Origin of the sequence: Parabacteroides sp. HGS0025, assembly GCF_000969845.1 — a bacterium.
Taxonomy (GTDB): domain Bacteria; phylum Bacteroidota; class Bacteroidia; order Bacteroidales; family Tannerellaceae; genus Parabacteroides; species Parabacteroides gordonii.
In genome coordinates this window covers 2,383,906-2,400,303 of sequence record NZ_KQ033902.1, presented here as the reverse complement: position 1 = coordinate 2,400,303, position 16,398 = coordinate 2,383,906, and the positions used below count along the sequence as shown (strand labels likewise).

At 39.4% G+C, this 16,398-nt stretch carries 17 protein-coding genes and 1 pseudogene; 6 read left to right on the top strand and 12 right to left on the bottom strand.

Annotated elements, in window-relative coordinates; genetic code table 11:
* Positions 1-166: 166 nt before the first annotated feature.
* The gene (locus HMPREF1212_RS09285) at positions 167-982 is read right to left on the bottom strand and encodes a helix-turn-helix domain-containing protein (protein ID WP_046149176.1); all 816 of its coding nucleotides are present in this window, start codon (positions 980-982) and stop codon (positions 167-169) included.
* Between the two features lie 384 nt (positions 983-1,366).
* Between HMPREF1212_RS09285 and HMPREF1212_RS09280 the strand changes: the two genes are divergently transcribed.
* The 3 genes and pseudogenes from HMPREF1212_RS09280 (at position 1,367) to HMPREF1212_RS09270 (ending at position 2,307) form a co-directional block, all read left to right on the top strand.
* Entirely contained in the window at positions 1,367-1,681 is a 315-nt protein-coding gene (locus tag HMPREF1212_RS09280; RefSeq protein ID WP_046149175.1) for a helix-turn-helix domain-containing protein, read from the top strand.
* Positions 1,668-1,960, top strand: a pseudogene (locus HMPREF1212_RS09275) (DUF3876 domain-containing protein). The gene HMPREF1212_RS09280 and the pseudogene HMPREF1212_RS09275 overlap by 14 nt, the downstream one beginning before the upstream one ends.
* Positions 1,961-2,013: 53 nt before the next feature.
* On the top strand, positions 2,014-2,307 hold the full coding sequence (locus HMPREF1212_RS09270; RefSeq protein WP_046149174.1) for a helix-turn-helix domain-containing protein: 294 nt from the start codon (positions 2,014-2,016) through the stop codon (positions 2,305-2,307).
* 282 nt (positions 2,308-2,589) lie between these two features.
* Here HMPREF1212_RS09270 and HMPREF1212_RS09265 read toward each other — a convergent pair whose 3' ends face one another.
* Together HMPREF1212_RS09265 and HMPREF1212_RS09260 are read right to left on the bottom strand one after the other, a co-directional pair.
* A complete protein-coding gene (locus HMPREF1212_RS09265; protein ID WP_046149173.1) occupies positions 2,590-3,081 on the bottom strand; it encodes a GNAT family N-acetyltransferase in 492 nt (163 codons plus the stop codon).
* 249 nt (positions 3,082-3,330) lie between these two features.
* A complete protein-coding gene (locus HMPREF1212_RS09260) occupies positions 3,331-4,551 on the bottom strand; it encodes a site-specific integrase (protein ID WP_046149172.1) in 1,221 nt (406 codons plus the stop codon).
* A 736-nt stretch (positions 4,552-5,287) separates the two neighbouring features.
* Here HMPREF1212_RS09260 and HMPREF1212_RS09255 point away from each other — a divergent pair.
* The 3 genes from HMPREF1212_RS09255 (at position 5,288) to HMPREF1212_RS27555 (ending at position 6,413) form a co-directional block, all read left to right on the top strand.
* A complete protein-coding gene (locus HMPREF1212_RS09255; RefSeq protein ID WP_046149171.1) occupies positions 5,288-5,584 on the top strand; it encodes a MerR family transcriptional regulator in 297 nt (98 codons plus the stop codon).
* 5 nt (positions 5,585-5,589) lie between these two features.
* Positions 5,590-5,919: a hypothetical protein gene (locus HMPREF1212_RS09250; RefSeq protein ID WP_046149170.1), complete on the top strand. Its 330-nt coding sequence runs from the start codon at positions 5,590-5,592 to the stop codon at positions 5,917-5,919.
* A 224-nt stretch (positions 5,920-6,143) separates the two neighbouring features.
* Positions 6,144-6,413, top strand: coding sequence for a tyrosine-type recombinase/integrase (locus HMPREF1212_RS27555; RefSeq protein WP_046149169.1), 270 nt, complete (start codon positions 6,144-6,146; stop codon positions 6,411-6,413).
* Between the two features lie 235 nt (positions 6,414-6,648).
* Here the strand turns inward: HMPREF1212_RS27555 and HMPREF1212_RS09240 are convergent, their stop codons facing one another.
* The 9 genes from HMPREF1212_RS09240 to HMPREF1212_RS09200 form a co-directional block, all read right to left on the bottom strand.
* Complete coding sequence (locus HMPREF1212_RS09240; RefSeq protein WP_046149168.1) at positions 6,649-7,182, bottom strand: TIR domain-containing protein; 534 nt, start codon at positions 7,180-7,182, stop codon at positions 6,649-6,651.
* Positions 7,183-7,187: 5 nt separating this feature from the next.
* Positions 7,188-7,862: a TIR domain-containing protein gene (locus tag HMPREF1212_RS09235; protein WP_046149167.1), complete on the bottom strand. Its 675-nt coding sequence runs from the start codon at positions 7,860-7,862 to the stop codon at positions 7,188-7,190.
* Positions 7,863-7,868: 6 nt separating this feature from the next.
* Complete coding sequence (locus HMPREF1212_RS09230) at positions 7,869-8,450, bottom strand: SLOG domain-containing protein (RefSeq protein ID WP_046149166.1); 582 nt, start codon at positions 8,448-8,450, stop codon at positions 7,869-7,871.
* Positions 8,432-9,595, bottom strand: a complete 1,164-nt coding sequence (locus HMPREF1212_RS09225; protein ID WP_046149165.1) for a toll/interleukin-1 receptor domain-containing protein — start codon at positions 9,593-9,595, stop codon at positions 8,432-8,434. The genes HMPREF1212_RS09230 and HMPREF1212_RS09225 overlap by 19 nt, the downstream gene beginning before the upstream one ends.
* 27 nt (positions 9,596-9,622) lie before the next feature.
* Positions 9,623-10,192, bottom strand: coding sequence for a toll/interleukin-1 receptor domain-containing protein (locus tag HMPREF1212_RS09220; RefSeq protein WP_046149164.1), 570 nt, complete (start codon positions 10,190-10,192; stop codon positions 9,623-9,625).
* Positions 10,193-10,551: 359 nt separating this feature from the next.
* On the bottom strand, positions 10,552-11,568 hold the full coding sequence (locus HMPREF1212_RS09215; protein ID WP_046149163.1) for a hypothetical protein: 1,017 nt from the start codon (positions 11,566-11,568) through the stop codon (positions 10,552-10,554).
* A gap of 81 nt (positions 11,569-11,649) precedes the next feature.
* Positions 11,650-15,612, bottom strand: coding sequence for an N-6 DNA methylase (locus tag HMPREF1212_RS09210; RefSeq protein ID WP_046150310.1), 3,963 nt, complete (start codon positions 15,610-15,612; stop codon positions 11,650-11,652).
* Between the two features lie 153 nt (positions 15,613-15,765).
* Positions 15,766-15,945 carry a hypothetical protein gene (locus HMPREF1212_RS27150; RefSeq protein ID WP_046149162.1) on the bottom strand — a complete coding sequence of 60 codons (180 nt, stop codon included), beginning with the start codon at positions 15,943-15,945 and terminating at the stop codon, positions 15,766-15,768.
* Positions 15,935-16,381, bottom strand: a complete 447-nt coding sequence (locus HMPREF1212_RS09200) for a DUF1896 domain-containing protein (RefSeq protein ID WP_046149161.1) — start codon at positions 16,379-16,381, stop codon at positions 15,935-15,937. The genes HMPREF1212_RS27150 and HMPREF1212_RS09200 overlap by 11 nt, the downstream gene beginning before the upstream one ends.
* Positions 16,382-16,398 lie beyond the last annotated feature (17 nt).

Here is a 16,398-nt window from a genome sequence, read left to right as displayed (position 1 = left end):
TCAATAGTTGCTTTTATATTTTTAGCGATTTCTTTAATCACCGTTTATCTTTAACTTCATCCTTACTGGTTATTACATAAAGTATTGACAGTTGCTTTATGCTATATAATTCCATGCCGCAAAGTTAAAACATAGAGTTTTTCAAAAATAGGAAAAATCGGACATTTTATTCAGCGGCGATCTTTGAGGGCGTTTTACCGTAAAATAATTTAAACTCTTTTATGAAATGAGTTTGGTCATAGTAACCAAAATCATAATATGATTTTTCGGATTTTATTAATTTAACTGAAGGGTCAATCTTTAAAAGATTCTGAAAACGAACAATTCGGCAAAAAGACTTGGCTGTATCTCCTATGTAAAAATTAAAAAGTCGTTGTAAATGACGACTACTTATTCCACCATTCAAATCTTTCTCAATAATAATCGATCCTTTGCTTTTTAAAATAGTTTCTAATGCACAGAAAAATCTATTATCAAAAGGTTTATCTATTTTATTAATATGCTTAATAAAATAGATATTGAGTTCATCGCACAAATCCTGAAGGCATAAGCATCTATCTTTCGATTGTTGAATTACATTGTATATACGAGGTTGCACGGTATTTAAACATTCGTAATGATTGCTTAATTCTGACGCATCTATATTAAATAGTAATGGAAATATACCCGGAAGAAACCGTATTCCGAAATAATTGAATTCTTTATCAATGCCAATCTTCACAAAAGAATTGCAGTACCCCATTATATATGTTTCATCATAATTTGTACAATTAAAAACGATATCAATACACCCATCAGCAACTACACGATAATTGTATATATCATCTAGTGGCTTAATAGTCTTTAGATTCCAATAACAATAAATAAAGTCTTGTAGTTGTGCGTCAGATGGCAACTCAATATATGAGACCTCGCCATTAGTACCTATTACTGCTGGCTGTACTGGAGTGTACAGGCTTCTTATGTTGTATTCCAATTTCAAATTACGAGTGCTAACTTAGATTATTACTTTATCAACTTTATATATCGGCTACCTCTCACTATGAATCAAAAGCTGACATAGCTTTAAAATATTCGGTGTAGAAATCTATGCATTCCTCTACTTTATTTGTATGGAACGTAATTGAAAGGTCTTTGAACTTCATACTGACTACATTTATAAATTGTTGCAATATAGTAAAATTTGGAGTGTGCTCATGGTATTTCTCATGAAGATTTAAGTGTTATTTGGGAAACTAGCTCGTAGAGACAGTAGTGGTTTTATTATGCCATCCTTGGACAGTTTTGAAAACGGCTCCTGATTCTTCTTTCATTTGCCGATGAAAGTTAGATCAACACGTTTTATAAACCTTTTAAAATTGAAAGTATGGAAGTAGTAACCATTGAAAAGAGAACCTTTTCGTATGTCTGCGAACGGTTCACTGAGTTTGCCAAACGAATAGAAAGTTTGTGCAGCACTCATACCCAGAAAGTAGAAAACTGGCTAGATAGTCAGGAAGTGTGCCTGTTGTTAGGTTTTAGTAAACGAACGCTGCAATATTACCGAAGTAGTGGACGACTGGCTTATTCTCAAATCGGCAGCAAGATTTATTATAAGTCTTCCGATATTGAAAGAATTATTGTGGACAGTGAAACACAAAATCAATCACCCAAACAAACCACGCCTTATGAAAAGAACTAAAGAAGATTATCCGTCCTTCAATCTGTTTTCCATTGTAGGCACATGGGAAAGCATTAATCTGAATCCTACGGTTATCATCTATCGGAGCGACAAAGAGTATCTCCTTTCTATTATATATGTATCAGAAACTACTAAACAGGCTTCACCCGCTACTTATGAGATACAGCAGGAGGTAGCCTGTATTTTATTGCCACTGCATCCAAACGGCTCTATATTGATTATGATCCGGCAAAAGATGTACTTAGCATTTCATCACTTGGTGACTATCTGCGCAACTAATCAGCCATATAGCAATCTTGAAATCAATATTTCAATAAAACAATCTTTCAATCATGGAACTAATAAATAAAGATACCCCGCAAATTAAAGAGTTTATTTCTTCGCTTGATTCGATGCTGAACGGTATTGAATCTATAGTCAAGCATTACAAGCCCCACCTGAACGGGGAGCGTTTTCTTTCTAACAATGAAGTTTCCAAGAAACTGAATGTTAGTTTGCGAACCCTGCAAGAATGGCGAGATACAGGTCAAGTCCCCTTTATCCAGATAAAAGGTAAAATCATCTACCGTCAGAGTGATATTGATAAACTGCTCCAAAAGCACTACTTTGAAAGTTGGAAAGAGTAACCTGACAAGCCCAAAACATTGTTTTCCGGAATTTAATTTGAATCATTGACTTTTCCAGTGAAGTATTTAGTCTGTGCAAGTCTTTGGATAAAAATACGCTCGGAATGAAATGGAGAGGAAGATTTTTATTCAAACCGAAGGCTCAGACTTGAACGGGCTAAATACGGAACTTACCTTTGTCAATGTTTTATATTATATTCTGGAAAAATTTTAATATATTGCCCTTGACTTTTATTTATCTTCATTTTGAACGTATCTGGTTCAATTTGGCATATTGATATTTTAGTCCTTTATAATAATAACGTAATCAATATAGTCACCTGGGAAATCGGAAATCTGTTCATTAGGCCTTCTGTTATATGCTTTAAATCCGACTCCTTCATACATTTGTTGTGCAGGAAACAACCCAATATTTGTTGTTACTATTATCCTATTTACATCATTTAGAACAATTCTTCTATAAGCTTCTTGGAGTTGTATTTTCCCATATCCATTATTTTTATATTTTGATACAATACAATTATGGCCAATTTCAATATAATCAGGAATATTCCTAGGATCCCATGAAATCATTCCTATTGCTTCATTATTTAATGTTGTGATAAAACCATATTTGTCTGCAATTTGCAAATTGTCAAAAAAGAAATTATCAAATTCTTTCCAGTCTGAACTCCAACGTTGAGCACATCTATAATCAAATGAATATGCATCTGTCAGCAATTCAAATATTGTTCCTCTATTAAATTCGCTTACTTTATTAAATTCAATATTCATTTATTATTTCTCTATATTCAGCTTCATAACACAAAGATAATGTGTGAACTTTAATATCCCAAAGTATTATAGTGAAATCAAAGGACTATTTTTAATCTGAATCGAAAGTTTGGATTAGGAAGGCTAAATACATAACTTACCTTCAGCGATATTCCACATTGAGTTCTGGAAAATTTATGATAAAAGAAAATGATTGAGAAAATGAAATTCATTCTTCCCAATCATTTTCTATATTGACTACTAACTTTATTATATAGCCAGTTCCGATAAACAGTTATTTACTTTCTGCATATCTTTTAGAATATTCTGATCTAGTACCCGTGCGTAGTGTTTCGTCACGCTGGTATCTGCATGACCTAACATCTTGGCTACATTTTCCATACTTACGCCATTTGCAAGGCATACGGAAGTGGCATAGGAATGTCTGGCTGAATGTGTGCACAGATTTTTCTGTAACCCGCATACATCTGCAATCTCTTTCAAGTAACTGTTCATGCGCTGATTGCTCAATACTGGCAATAGTTTTCCTGTACATTCTGCCACATTTTTATACTTTTCAAGTATAGAAGCTGCCACAGGTAACACAGGAATGTTACACATGATTTTGGTCTTTTGGCGGTTCTTCCTTATCCAAAGTTCCCCTTTGTTGTCTTTTACCAAGTGTTCGGGTGATAAATCTTTCACATCGCTGAACGCCAAGCCAGTAAACGTGCAAAAGACAAAAACGTCACGTACCTGTTCTACTCGTTTAATTGTGAACTCTTTAGCGAGAATGATTTTAATCTCGTCCATCGTCAGGAATTCAGGATCAGTTTCTTCCAACTTAAAGCGATAGTAAGCGAACGGATCTTTCTTTATCCAGTCGTTTTCCAAAGCAATGCGGATAATTTTCTTCAAGTTCTTTAATCGGGTGATAGAGGAGTTCTGCGCACAGCCCTTTTCTATCTTCAAGAAAGCATCAAATTTAGAAATGAAATTCGCTTCTAAGTTATTCAAGGCAATATCCGATAACTGATATTCTTTCTTAATGAATTCCTCCAAATATCGGGTAGTGGTTTCATACCGTTGAACGGTCTTGCTTACAAAGTCTTTACCGATCAGCTTACGGCTTTGTTCGTTATGCTCCCTGAATACCTGCAATAGTGTTTTGCTATCTTCGTCCACACCATAAAACAACTTTCTCAAAAGATCAACAGTGATAACCTTGCCGGAAGTTTCCAGTTCTCTATAAATTTGGTGTATGTGTGAACGTGTGATTTCCAAGTAGTGGTTCAGTTCCACCGACATACGGTCTTTGCCTTTTGAATTCTCTTTTGCCTGATTCCATAGATTTACAGGACAGCTTCTTTTGATAGAAATGTCTGCCATACAGCCATTTACGGTGATTCTCATGCACACGGGTGCTTCTCCGTTCTTTAATAATTTGCCTTTCTTGATAAAGAACAATACAGAAAATGATTTTCGAGCCATTTTTACATCGTTTTTAAAGTTACAAAACTATGTATTCTCTTCCAAAGTAAGTCTATGCAAAATACTATGAATCAGCGAGAAAGATGCAAATTCGTGGGACTTTTTTGAACTAAATTTTAGTCTCACGATTTATCCACCGATAATATGCTTGAAACGGCTATTTTCTGCTACCTGCTAGAAAAAAGAAATCCCTGATAATGTCTTATTATCAGGGATTTGCTTGATTTTTCTTTTGTTTTCAGTGATCCGCCTGGGACTCACCGCCAAATTATATCTTATTGATATGTAGATGCTTATAAAGTTTTCCTTTTTTAGTCCACCTATTTCACCACAGATTATTTTCTGCGTTTTGCTGTAGATTTCACAGCGACTTTCAATAATAATACAAAGATAGTTACTTTTATTGGAATTTTCAACTGAATTGATAAGTATTTCATTATCAATGCTAACCTAATATTTTAGATGTTTGACTGCTTTTTGAATTGTTATGTGATTAATTGCTTTTTTTGCAATCCATTGCTTATACTTATGGTCAATAATCTGAATCACGTTTTGAATAAAGTTAATATGAAATATAATTAGATAATGGAGAAATATGATTTCTATAACATCTTATATCAAATAAAATAATATTGTCTGTTTCTGTCTTTTTTGTCAGTTGCTCAACAGTTGAGTAACCAAAGGGCTCACAATAACTCTGTAATATTGCACCATAAACGATAAAAACAAGGTCTATATGAATAACAGAAAAGCTGTATTGGGTGCTGGAGTTACCCATATGTTAAGTACTATCCTTGCCAAAGTAGATAGAATTGAGAAGTTGCTTTCACCCAATATCGAAAACTTGCCTGACAGTGAGATACTGGATTCAAAAGGTGTGCGCTTGCTCACGAAGATGTCGGATAGGACGCTTTTAAGACGACGCAATGACGGGACACTTCCCTTTCACAGAGACAAAGGGAAGATATATTACCGCCGTTCGGACGTACTCTGTGCCATGTTACTGGAAAAAGAAGAACACTCTAAAAAATAAGCGTTATGAAGAAGATGATTAAAATTGAAAGCAGATCATTCGCTGCACTCGTGAGAAGTTATAAGAAGTCATTGAATATGCTGGCCGTCCTGCAACATATCTGTCAGGAAAATGAAGTGGCGCTTTCTATGCTCCCCGATGAAGTCTGCGAACTGATAAATCTTGCTCCTGCAGAGATTGAAAAACAGTGTTTGAGCGGTCGATTGCGTTTTGCAGAAGAAGAGAACGGGACAAAGCATTATTCGATTGTGGATATTATCAACCTAAAAGACTCGATTGACTGGAAAGTAATTAACAAGCAGATAGAAAGCCTTTCCTTTGAGGAAGAGGAATGATGTAGTTTACGGTTGACAGACAAGGGTACGGCTGGCAAGGTCGGATTTATCCGAGTGTCAGCCGTGCCTTCGCCCTTTCCTGAAAAGCGGCTCTCTGCTGTAACCTGCGGAAATGGAGCCTGCGTAGCTTCCGGGGCAGTAATGTGTATCGAAGTACTTCATGGGAAAAATCCTGATTCTCAGAATTCTTTATTTTATTCTTTTTATGATGGAAAGAAGAAAAAATGTTTCAAGAGGCTATCGATAAGTGCCTAAAGATGTATGCTGTCAAAACGCATGAAATAGCTAAGTGCGTACCTTCTAATCTCCACTGTCATAGTCTTCGACATGCACGTGCCAGTCATTGGTTGGAACAAGAACTAGATATAGTTGCAATACAGCGACTGTCGGGACATGCTGACGTAAGGACTACAATGCGTTATATTTTTGTTTCTGTCGAACAAAAGAATAAGGCTTTGGCTACCTTTGGAAAATGCATCAATGCTGGGACTTGAAAAGAAATGGAAGAAATCTCCGAAAGGACAGTCTCTTTTGGAATATGTAGGATTGAAAAAGCAGAAATAACTATAATACCGGTCGAATATTGAGCACTCGACCGGTATCCCTTAGACCAGTAAAGTTGTATCTTAACTGAAATTTCCACTATATAAATTTATATCCGTTTTTATAAGTATAGAACAACGATTGCCAGATACATTTGTTATAGGGGACATTTGCATTTCTAAAATGTCACGGATACTGTTTCCTGATGTTTATAGCATCTTCTACTAATGACTCGATATTGTTTGCAATATCATTATATGTATTGGACGCAGATGGGTGATAGAATTTGCAAATATTTGACAGCCTGATTTCATTGCTGTCCACTGTATTTTCGCGTTTAGCAATAAAATTATACGTTTTGTCAATACAGAACTTCGATAATGGATTTTCACCTTGAGAACAAGTTTCACCATATTGATTCTTTAGGAAATGAATATCAATACATACAATACCTTTTCCAGTTTTCCATGCATACTCTATCTCATACTGTACCCAAGGGCGGCTTGCAGTTTCTGATCCAACTAGAACAATGACACATGAACGATATCTCATATTGTTGTCTATCCAATTTTCAATTGCTGTAGAGCCTTTTCGTTTTACTTCCTCCCAAGCACTTGCATTGACAGGAGTGTTACCTTCTATGGCTCCGATATTGCGAATAATCTGAGTCCTCCAACAATCGTTACTATAATGAAAACTATAAAATACTTGTCTTTTCATCGTTATTATACGTTAATATGGATATCGTAGGCATCTTTGTTGTCTCGAATCTTTTTAACCTCATTTATCCAAAAATTGATATTACTGATAAAATTGTCCCATCTAATCATATGTATGTAGCTTACATAACCGTAATAGACATTATCCCTTAGACTACAAACAGAACTAGTCTTTTCCTTTTGATTGAACATATTCATGCGTAAAACTTTAAAGAGTTTATTAGTGTGCCATAGTGTACATCCTGATTGGCAGCACGTCTTCTGTTCGAGCATGTAATCGTATTCATCATTGATATCAGGGAGAACAATGGCTAATATGCCATTTTTTCTGCTTGTGCGGTCATTACGAGTTGTTTCCCGCAATGAATATGACACTTCCCATGGAATCCATTGGTCTTCTTCGTTTTTATTTGCTTCTTTCATGTTAGGAGAGATGAGGACAATAGTAACAGAACTATCATAAATTTTGTCTCTCAATTTTGATTCCACTGTGGAATCTTTAAAATTAGACAAATCCTCACCATCCAACTCTCCCTTATTGATATGGTCACCCTCTTCTAGTTTGTCTTGTAGCTCATCAACATAATGACGAACTTTAGTCGATTCGTACCACGGTGTTCTATCAAGACGTTTTACAGAAGTATCACCATATTTGTATGATATAAAAATTTTATGCCCCATTGATGTTTATAAATTAAGAAGATCTTTAAATAGAGAAGAATAAGCTAAATTGGTACGTAATTGTGGCTCTTGACCACCAAAATATTTATCATAAATGATTTTTGCTGCAGCTCCAGTACTAGCCATAGGAAAAACCTTTGCTTTAGGATGCAGTTGAGTAAACATTTTATATTCATCTTCTACTCCTTTCATACCTCCTATAAATATTCCAGCATAAAATTCATTATCACCAAGCATATGTTTTCTCATATCTTCTATACTAGAAGTTTTATCCCCTAAATCTTTTGTTTTTATGATGTGTGCTACACTTTCATTTTCTAAAGGAAAGAATTTTTCAAAATACATAGATTGGTATAAAGTTACACTACTTTGTATATCGAAACCTGAATGTTGCAGGATATTTGCAATAAGCGGTGTAATCGATGGATGCCCTCCCCAAATCAATTTATACTTAGGTAAAGCCACGCTAGCTAGAGCTAACACTGAATCACGTATTGCTATAACATCTGCTGTTTTAAAATATTTCTCATTCCCTTCTTCAATAGGAATACTTGCAGACAGGAATATATTTAATTGTTTCTGAGCCATGATTCAAAATCCTTTTTCTTTATAGTTTTAACCTCTAATGATTTATTCAGCCATTCCAGATGCTCTATCCACCTCTTGCGAATGCATAAGTCATCATAGATAAGGAATAGTTCTAACTTTTCGTTATTAAGCAACTCTCTGAAACGAAGAGACTCGAAGCAGTCATATGATTGTGGTATTCCTATTGCAGGAATGAACAATCGTATTCTGCCATTTTCCAGATTCTCCACGAGATATCGATACTCTTGAATAAGACGGCGTTCTTGCTTACGCGCTTCCTCAACAAACTCTCCTACAAGATTATCTTGTCTGGCTGCAAGATTTCTAGCTCTGACAGATTCCACTATATGTATTATATTTATAATAGATTCTTCTGTAAGGCGACAATCTTCATTATGGAAATTCTTGTTAATAAACAACTCCTCTGAAAGTTGGACAGGTTCACATAGTAGATTATGGATATCGGGTTTACAGTCAGGCCATACCAATTCAACAACTCCGATCTGCTTCTGGTTTGCTGATGTAATCTCTTCATTACACCATTCACTATTCTTAAAGTCATTTGTGTATAGCTGAATGAGTACATCACAATCTGTCATTCTATGATGCAATTCTTCTTGAAAGTTCTTTGCAGGATTGATGGAATAAGTATCAAGAAAAACATCATAATTGCTTTTAACAAAAGCATCAAAGAGCTGATTGGCCACTGCGGAAGAGTCTGTTCGGCGGTAGCTGATGAACAATTTCCGGTTTTCTCTCAATAATTTCATTGATTCGAACGCATAATTAATATATTTCTCGTGATCGTCAACTATATATCGTTTTCCATTCATTATATGAATAACTTTTGGAACCTCATTTTCGAATTTTTCACCAAAATATATAGGAAAAACCGCATCCCCATTATCTATGAGAATTTTTAAGATGTCTGCATCTGTATCTTGATGATCTGTTTTTCCAAAATAAAAGACGAAAGATGGCTGTTTATTTAAATATTTTTCAGAAAAGCTATCAGCATAGATTACTTCAAACATCTCATCTTTCAATCCAATGTCATGAATCTTTTCAAAAAAACATACTCTTATTGCATCACAAACAGCATTTTCAATATCTCCTAAAAGGATAAGTTGATATTTATAGAACATAGTAAGTTGTAGATAAAAATATGCAGCTTATGATATAAGCCAATCATATAAGTTTTTTAAATAAAATTTCCCATCCGTTCCCTTGTATCGATAGTAGTAACCCTTAGGTATTAGCTCTTTGTTAGAATAGCTTTCTGTTCCATCAAAATATTGAATCGTCGGGTATATCTGCATATATTCTGAACCTTTCCAGCTCCCATCATTTTGAGCAATCGGAAATAATGCTATTTTCCCTGTCTCGAATTTCTGTGCATCTCCGTAACCCAACTCCCAATTGCACCATTTCGAATCAATTGCACCATCAGAAGCAACTAGAATGAACTTATCATATTTTTTAATCCGTTGCTTGATTTTAGCTCCTGTGTCTCCAGAAGTTATTTTGGGCATAGAACTATCAAGCCAGTCAACATAGAGACTAGTATGTAAACGTTCTAAAATGTAAGCCACTCGTTTAAGATAGCTAATCTCATCATGTTTATGAGAAAGAAATACAGATGCCCGTTGGCCTACAGAAAAATATCTAACTTGCTGATGAGCTTCCGAAAGGACATCAGCTGTAGGGGTAAGGCTCCTTAATTGGTTTTCTGTTAGAATCATAGTATATTATATTTTAAATGACTATTTATGTTAAAAAAAGAACAGGATTTTCCTTAAGAATAGTTCTACGAATTCATTTCTTGCATTCTTTAAGTTGTCTCCATTTGCTTGATATTCCATATTGATTTATTTGTCTACAAAAATAATAAAATATCAGATAATATAGCCTTATTTTATTTGTTTTATTGCTAGTATTCTATTGAAATTACAACTTCAGAGTTCTATATTGTATAATAACTGATTCCTTAGTGTCACATACTTCCCAAAGTGCACAAAATATCACAATGCTAAAGTAATTAAAATTTAAAATTTCAATTACTTACTTTATAAAGTTGGGATAAAATGTGCTGCAGGAAACATTAGGATATTTTTTTCTGTTCCCTTGCTGGGTCTACGATTCCCATAGACGGTACATGTTTTGCCTGCCGTGGTAAATCCGGAATAACGTCACTGCCACTGACAAGCCTTTGTTCTTCCGGTTCTTTACCTTCTACATTTTCATGCCGTCCTACCGGTTTAAGGGTAAGCTGTATCTTCCGGTTCAATGTGGCAAGCTCTTCACCCAACTGTTTGATTTCTCCCTCTTTGGGCCATGAGGCCGCCACTATTTCCTGCAAGACCGGAATATCTTTCGACAACTCTGCATTCTCCTTTTCCCGTTTCTCAATCATGCCGGGAATACGTTCCAGCGCATTGATGAAATACATTACGGCCAGTTTGGGGTCTTTGGCTATGTAACCGTTATGATAGGTATATTTGATACCGTCCAGTCCCTCGACCATGAACTTGTTATGCAAGGCTTGCGTGTCTCCGTCACAAGTCTTTTCGGTACGGACAAGGATACGAAAATCGAACAGGGTGCCGATTTTCATGTAATCGTCCTCCATCCGGGCCTTCTGATTGATTATGGCAAGCCGGTTGCCGAGTATCTCGATATTGTCCGAATCCACACCGTCCAGTTTCAGAGGATTGGGACGAAGCCCGGTTTCCGCATTTACCGGAGCCACTTTATTGAGGTATTTCCAATCTCTGGTAAAGCGTCCGATAAAAATGTTGTTCTTCTCTATTCCGGCGGTTTTTTCATTCAGCTTTCCTTTCGCATTTCCTTTATTGCGGTGATACGCCTGCCTTTCGCTTTCAAGGACTGCCAGTTTCTTGTCCAGTTTTGCCTTTTCTAACAAATCGTCGTTGCCTGAAAGAATGGCCACGTATTCACTGAAATTGCCTCCGCCGTTTTCGTCTATCGCCCCTTCGTCAATGGTACGGGCGGCCAGATTGCGGCTTTTAAGCTGGTTGATGAACACCTGCTTGTTTTGCAGCAGGTTGAACTTGTAACTGTCCAGAGACTTTTCCACCGCATAGATGTAACAGTCCACTTTATTGTCTGCATATTTCTTGGCAATGACATTGCCCTTTCTTACCGCCCGTCCGTTACGCTGTTCCAGGTCGGACGGCCTTCAGGGTATGTCTAAATGATGGATAGCCACGGCGCGTTGCTGCGCATTGACTCCCGTTCCCAATTTCTGGGTGGAGCCGAACAGGAAACGGATGCGCCCGGAGTTCATATCGCTGAACAGTTCCTTGCGTGCGTTGTCGCTATTTGCTTCCTGAATAAACTTTATCTGCTTTTCCGGGATATTATGGTCTTCCACGAGTTTGCGCCTTATCTCACTGTATATGTTCCACTGGTCGGGTTTATAGGTACTCAAATCTGAAAAAATGAACTGTGTGCCTTTCTGGTCGAGATATTTATAGTAATATTCCGCAATCTTGGCTGCGCAATGGGATGCCTTGTTTCCCGGATTATCGCCGTATTCAGGGTCTATCAGCCGCATGTCAAGCGACATCTTGTTCGAGTAGTTGGTGGCGATCAGCATCTGTGCCTTTTCTTCCGCCTTGGATAAAGGCTCCCTGTCTATGTAGGCTGCATTCCCGGTTTCAGCGAACTTTATCAGTTTCTGAATGAAAATCTCCTGCTGGGGAGTGGGCGGTATGTGATAGAGTTGCTCGTTGAGTTCCGGCCTGTCAACCCCTACGTCTTCGGCCGTTTTGTAATCGGTTATCTCCGCATAAAAATTGGCGAGTTCCGGCACTTTGATAAAATAGCGGAAACGCTCTTTCTGCACGACCTGGTTGGTCACGGAAAATTCAAAGTCCGTGCTTTTCTTCGCATAGACGGCTGCCCAGCCGTCAAAACAGGTAATCCCCTGCCGTTCCATTTCCTTCGGACGGAGATATTTGAAAAGGAGATAGAGTTCCGTCAGGCTGTTGGAAATGGTCGTACCGGACAAGAAAGTGGCCCCCAAATCCCTGCCTGTGCGCTCCTGTATGGTACGGATGGCGAAAAGCATGTTCATGGCCTTCATGCTTCCTTCGGGGTTGCCCAGACCGGAAACTCTTGCATGGCGTGTATTGAACATCAGGTTCTTGAAATTGTGCGATTCGTCAACGAAGAGGTGGTCGATGCCCATTTGCCTGAAATCGGTCACGTCATCCGTCCGGTCTTTTATATCCTGTTCCAGCTTTTCAAGTTTGGTCTCAAGGTTCTCTTTTCTTCTTTCCAGCCCCTTCTTTATCCAGCCGCTCACTTCATTGCCCTGCTGCTCGAATATGGTGAGATTCTCTTCGATGCTGTCTATTTCCTGCGTATATATTTCCTGCTGTATTTCGGGAGACTGGGGTATTTTTCCGAACTGGTCGTGTGTCAGGATGATACAGTCCCAGTTATTGTTCTTGATGTCATGGAATATTCCGACACGTTTCTCCGGTGTAAAGTCCTCCTTGCCCGGATACAGCACTCTGGCGTTCGGATAGGCTCTCTTGAACGTGTCGGCTATGTTATGCACATTGCTTTTGAGTCCGATAATCATCGGCTTGTTCGCCAGTCCGAGACGTTTCATCTCAAAGGCGGCTATGCACATGATGAGGGTCTTGCCCGTACCCACCTCGTGGTCGATTATGCCACCCCCGTTCATCTTCAGCATCCATACGGCATTTTTCTGGCTGTCGTACAAGTCCGGTATGTCCAGCCCTTTCAGGTCAAGGAACGGGAAACTTTGCAGGGAACCGTCATAATCGGGACGTACATAACAATTGAACTTGCGGTTGTACATATCCGCAAGGTGCTGTTTAAATTCGGGTAGCTGCTCGTTCAGCCAGCCTGTGAAAGCCGACCGTATTTCATTGATTTTGGCGTCGGCAAGCTGGATGGCCTCGGCATCACGCACCTTTATATCATTGCCTTCTTCATCCTGCACATTCTTGGTTATGTCGGGCACCGTGTTGTGCAGCGCATGCTTCAGCAGGTCATTTCCGTAGTAGCTTCTTTTCTCTCCTTTCACATAATATTTATCAGTGATGTTTGCGTTCGTTTCTTCAAAACTCACACTGAACTCGTCGATGGATTCCGTATAGTGGATATGGGCTTTTGCCTCAAAAAGGTATCCGGTAAACTCTTCATATACGGACACGGGTATCCACCTTTCTCCCAGATTAAAATCAAGCAGTTCGAAACTGATCGGCTCCGGAATGGCTTTCTGCAAGGCTTCCAATGATTTCTTGCTTGCGTCGTCATCGGGATAGTCTTTCAGGTAGTTCTCTATCCATTCGACTTTGGCCACCACATTGCCCGCTATGAAACGGTCTTTGATTTCATGGTTCTTCATCATGGGATTGTAGAAGATACGGCTGTCTAGTTGTGTGAGCAGTTCCTGCCTGCCTGTTTCACTGAGATTTTCCATATATTCCAGATTGACTTCCCCGAACTTGTTCAGAGATGCCGCAAGCGCTTCCTGCGGTGTATCCACATGTGTCACTTCATTGGCGTTGAACGATACGGGAACAGAAAATATATCCGCCTTCTGTATCTTGCCGTTAACGGAACGTTCCAATGAAAGTATTTCCCGTCCTCCGGCATCCATCAGCAGGAACTTGGCATTGTCCTTTCCGTTCAATTCCCTGAACATGCGATAAAAACTGTCATACCGCTTAACCAGTTCTTCCCGTAGTTCCGGCTGTTCCGTTTCCGTTTCGGCTTCCTTATTGTAGAGATTGTGGTAGGCTTCACGAAGCGGGATATAGTAGGCGGCCCGGTATTGTTGGGTGACTGTCAGTTTAAGCGGATGGAATTGTACTTCGGGAGTACCCACCCCTCTTAAATATCCGTATTGCTCACCCGATTTCACGATGGAACCGTTCTTGTATTCGGGACGTGTCTCTCCGGTAAACGGTCGTGGTTCCATTTCTTTCTTCCGCTCTTCCTCGAATTTTTGTCTGCGCTCCTGCCATTTTGCTTCCGCTGCCGCCCGTTCCCCGGTCATGTCTTCCTGCGTGGCGGCTTCATCGTACATGTTCTCTTGGGAGAAGAGATTGAACATTTCCGGTTCATCCCCTTTCTTTTTTCGGGATGCCGACGGTGCCCGGCTTGGTGAAGGTCTGCTTTCTACCACTTGCACCTCCGCTTGCTCTTCATCCGCATAGGCGGCAAACAGGTTGAGCATGGGTTCATAGGGTTGTACGGGGCTTTCTTCCTGTACCTCCTGCCGTTCTGTCTCTCCTACAGTTTCCAATAGTGTCTCAAACTCCGTTTTGAGGATGGTGGAATTGTTTGAGCGGGATAGATTGGCATCATAAAGTTTCCGGTCAAGATGGTTCTCCACATCTTGCGCCAATAACTGCCTGAGATGTTCGGAAATGGCGCCGACACCTCCTTCATGAATAAAATTCATGGCCGGTTGTCCGTACATGTTTTTACCCATAGATACGGAAGTATGGATGATATGGTCTAAATCGGCATAGCTGTTGTTGATATTGATGCTGCCGGATATAAGGCGGGTTTCAATAAAGTTCCGTTCCTTTTCGGTCAGTTCCGATTTCCGGGTATTCTTCTGCAATACGATCAAATCACTGCTCACTTCCGTACCCGCATCAACAAACAGGTTGTCCGGCAGACGTATGGTTGAAACAAGATTGGCATGGTTCACCAGCCATTCCCTGACGGGACGGTTCTGTGGCGAGTCCATGACGCCCGAAGTCGTGATATAGGCCAGTATTCCGCCTTCGCGTAATGTGTCCATACCTTTGAGAAAGAAATAGTTGTGTACGGCAGCAAGTGAGGATTTACGCACAACGTCTTCACTCCGGTCAAAATCCCGGTCATAAACTCTGGTATTTCCAAACGGGATATTGGATGAAACCATATCGAAGTAGTTATTATAATAGGACTGTATGGACTGGAAACCGTCTATGGTCACTCTGCTTTCCGGATAGAGGGATGAGAGGATTTTTCCCGTGAGCTTGTCTTTCTCGAAACAATGGATTTCGGGAATATCCTTCAAGCCGCTGATAAACATGCCCGTTCCGGCAGAAGGGTCAAGAAAACGTCCCGGACGGATTCCCGGTGCCTTCAAGGATTCCTGCATGGCCGTTACCACCGGTTCCGGTGTGTAAAAGGCTGTGAGAACGGAGCTTTTAAGGCTTTGGACGTATACCTTGTATTCTTTTTCGTCTTTGGAATACTCACGCAAAAGTTCATGCAGCAGTCGGACTTGGGGAAACAGTTCCCTGTCTGTCGTTCATCTTTCAATGTCCGTGTCTTTTTCCGCCGGATTCAGGATGCACTTCAATCCTCCGAAACCCGAATAACCGTTCAATACTTTGCGTCCCTCTTCCGTGAGACAAAACTCCGTGCGCATGAATATCAATTCAAGTGCGGCTATGTTGTCCGCCAAATGTTGTCGTTTGTTATATGCCATATTGTTCTATATAAAATTGTATGAAACCTGTAAGTTCAACGGTAAGTGTATGATAGGACGGGGATGATTCAAACCGGTCGTCTATGGGATATTTGCTGAATACAGTTTCTGCGGGTGACAATACTTTCAGGCAGAACCCCGTCCGTCTTTCAGGCCGCACTTCGGGAAACCACTCCGACACTACCTCGAAAATCGTATCGAATCTGGAAAAGCGCAAGTCCTGATAGAGAACGGACTCGGCCAGTTGCAAAGCCTGCGTAACGGATAAACCGTCACGTATGGCACGTTCGTAGCTGCCTGCCGCCTCGTCGGCCCGCATTCGGACAAGTTCTTTGTCTCCGGCAATATGCGGATGGCTTTCCTTTAAATAAAGAAAGAGAGTCGTCTCAAAATAGGACAATTCTCCGGTTGCGGTATTTTTATCTTGTATAATCATTTGTTATCGCTTTAAAA

What these genes read in the sequence shown, in the direction of transcription:
- HMPREF1212_RS09280 (WP_046149175.1), top strand. Translation starts at nt 1,367, where the DNA reads ATGGAAGTAGTAACCATTGAAAAGAGAACCTTTTCGTATGTCTGCGAA.
- HMPREF1212_RS09270 (WP_046149174.1), top strand. Translation starts at nt 2,014, where the DNA reads ATGGAACTAATAAATAAAGATACCCCGCAAATTAAAGAGTTTATTTCT.
- HMPREF1212_RS09265 (WP_046149173.1), bottom strand. Translation starts at nt 3,081, where the DNA reads ATGAATATTGAATTTAATAAAGTAAGCGAATTTAATAGAGGAACAATA.
- HMPREF1212_RS09260 (WP_046149172.1), bottom strand. Translation starts at nt 4,551, where the DNA reads ATGGCTCGAAAATCATTTTCTGTATTGTTCTTTATCAAGAAAGGCAAA.
- HMPREF1212_RS09255 (WP_046149171.1), top strand. Translation starts at nt 5,288, where the DNA reads ATGAATAACAGAAAAGCTGTATTGGGTGCTGGAGTTACCCATATGTTA.
- HMPREF1212_RS09250 (WP_046149170.1), top strand. Translation starts at nt 5,590, where the DNA reads ATGAAGAAGATGATTAAAATTGAAAGCAGATCATTCGCTGCACTCGTG.
- HMPREF1212_RS27555 (WP_046149169.1), top strand. Translation starts at nt 6,144, where the DNA reads ATGTTTCAAGAGGCTATCGATAAGTGCCTAAAGATGTATGCTGTCAAA.
- HMPREF1212_RS09240 (WP_046149168.1), bottom strand. Translation starts at nt 7,182, where the DNA reads ATGAAAAGACAAGTATTTTATAGTTTTCATTATAGTAACGATTGTTGG.
- HMPREF1212_RS09235 (WP_046149167.1), bottom strand. Translation starts at nt 7,862, where the DNA reads ATGGGGCATAAAATTTTTATATCATACAAATATGGTGATACTTCTGTA.
- HMPREF1212_RS09230 (WP_046149166.1), bottom strand. Translation starts at nt 8,450, where the DNA reads ATGGCTCAGAAACAATTAAATATATTCCTGTCTGCAAGTATTCCTATT.
- HMPREF1212_RS09225 (WP_046149165.1), bottom strand. Translation starts at nt 9,595, where the DNA reads ATGTTCTATAAATATCAACTTATCCTTTTAGGAGATATTGAAAATGCT.
- HMPREF1212_RS09220 (WP_046149164.1), bottom strand. Translation starts at nt 10,192, where the DNA reads ATGATTCTAACAGAAAACCAATTAAGGAGCCTTACCCCTACAGCTGAT.
- HMPREF1212_RS09210 (WP_046150310.1), bottom strand. Translation starts at nt 15,612, where the DNA reads ATGCAGGAATCCTTGAAGGCACCGGGAATCCGTCCGGGACGTTTTCTT.
- HMPREF1212_RS27150 (WP_046149162.1), bottom strand. Translation starts at nt 15,945, where the DNA reads ATGGCATATAACAAACGACAACATTTGGCGGACAACATAGCCGCACTT.
- HMPREF1212_RS09200 (WP_046149161.1), bottom strand. Translation starts at nt 16,381, where the DNA reads ATGATTATACAAGATAAAAATACCGCAACCGGAGAATTGTCCTATTTT.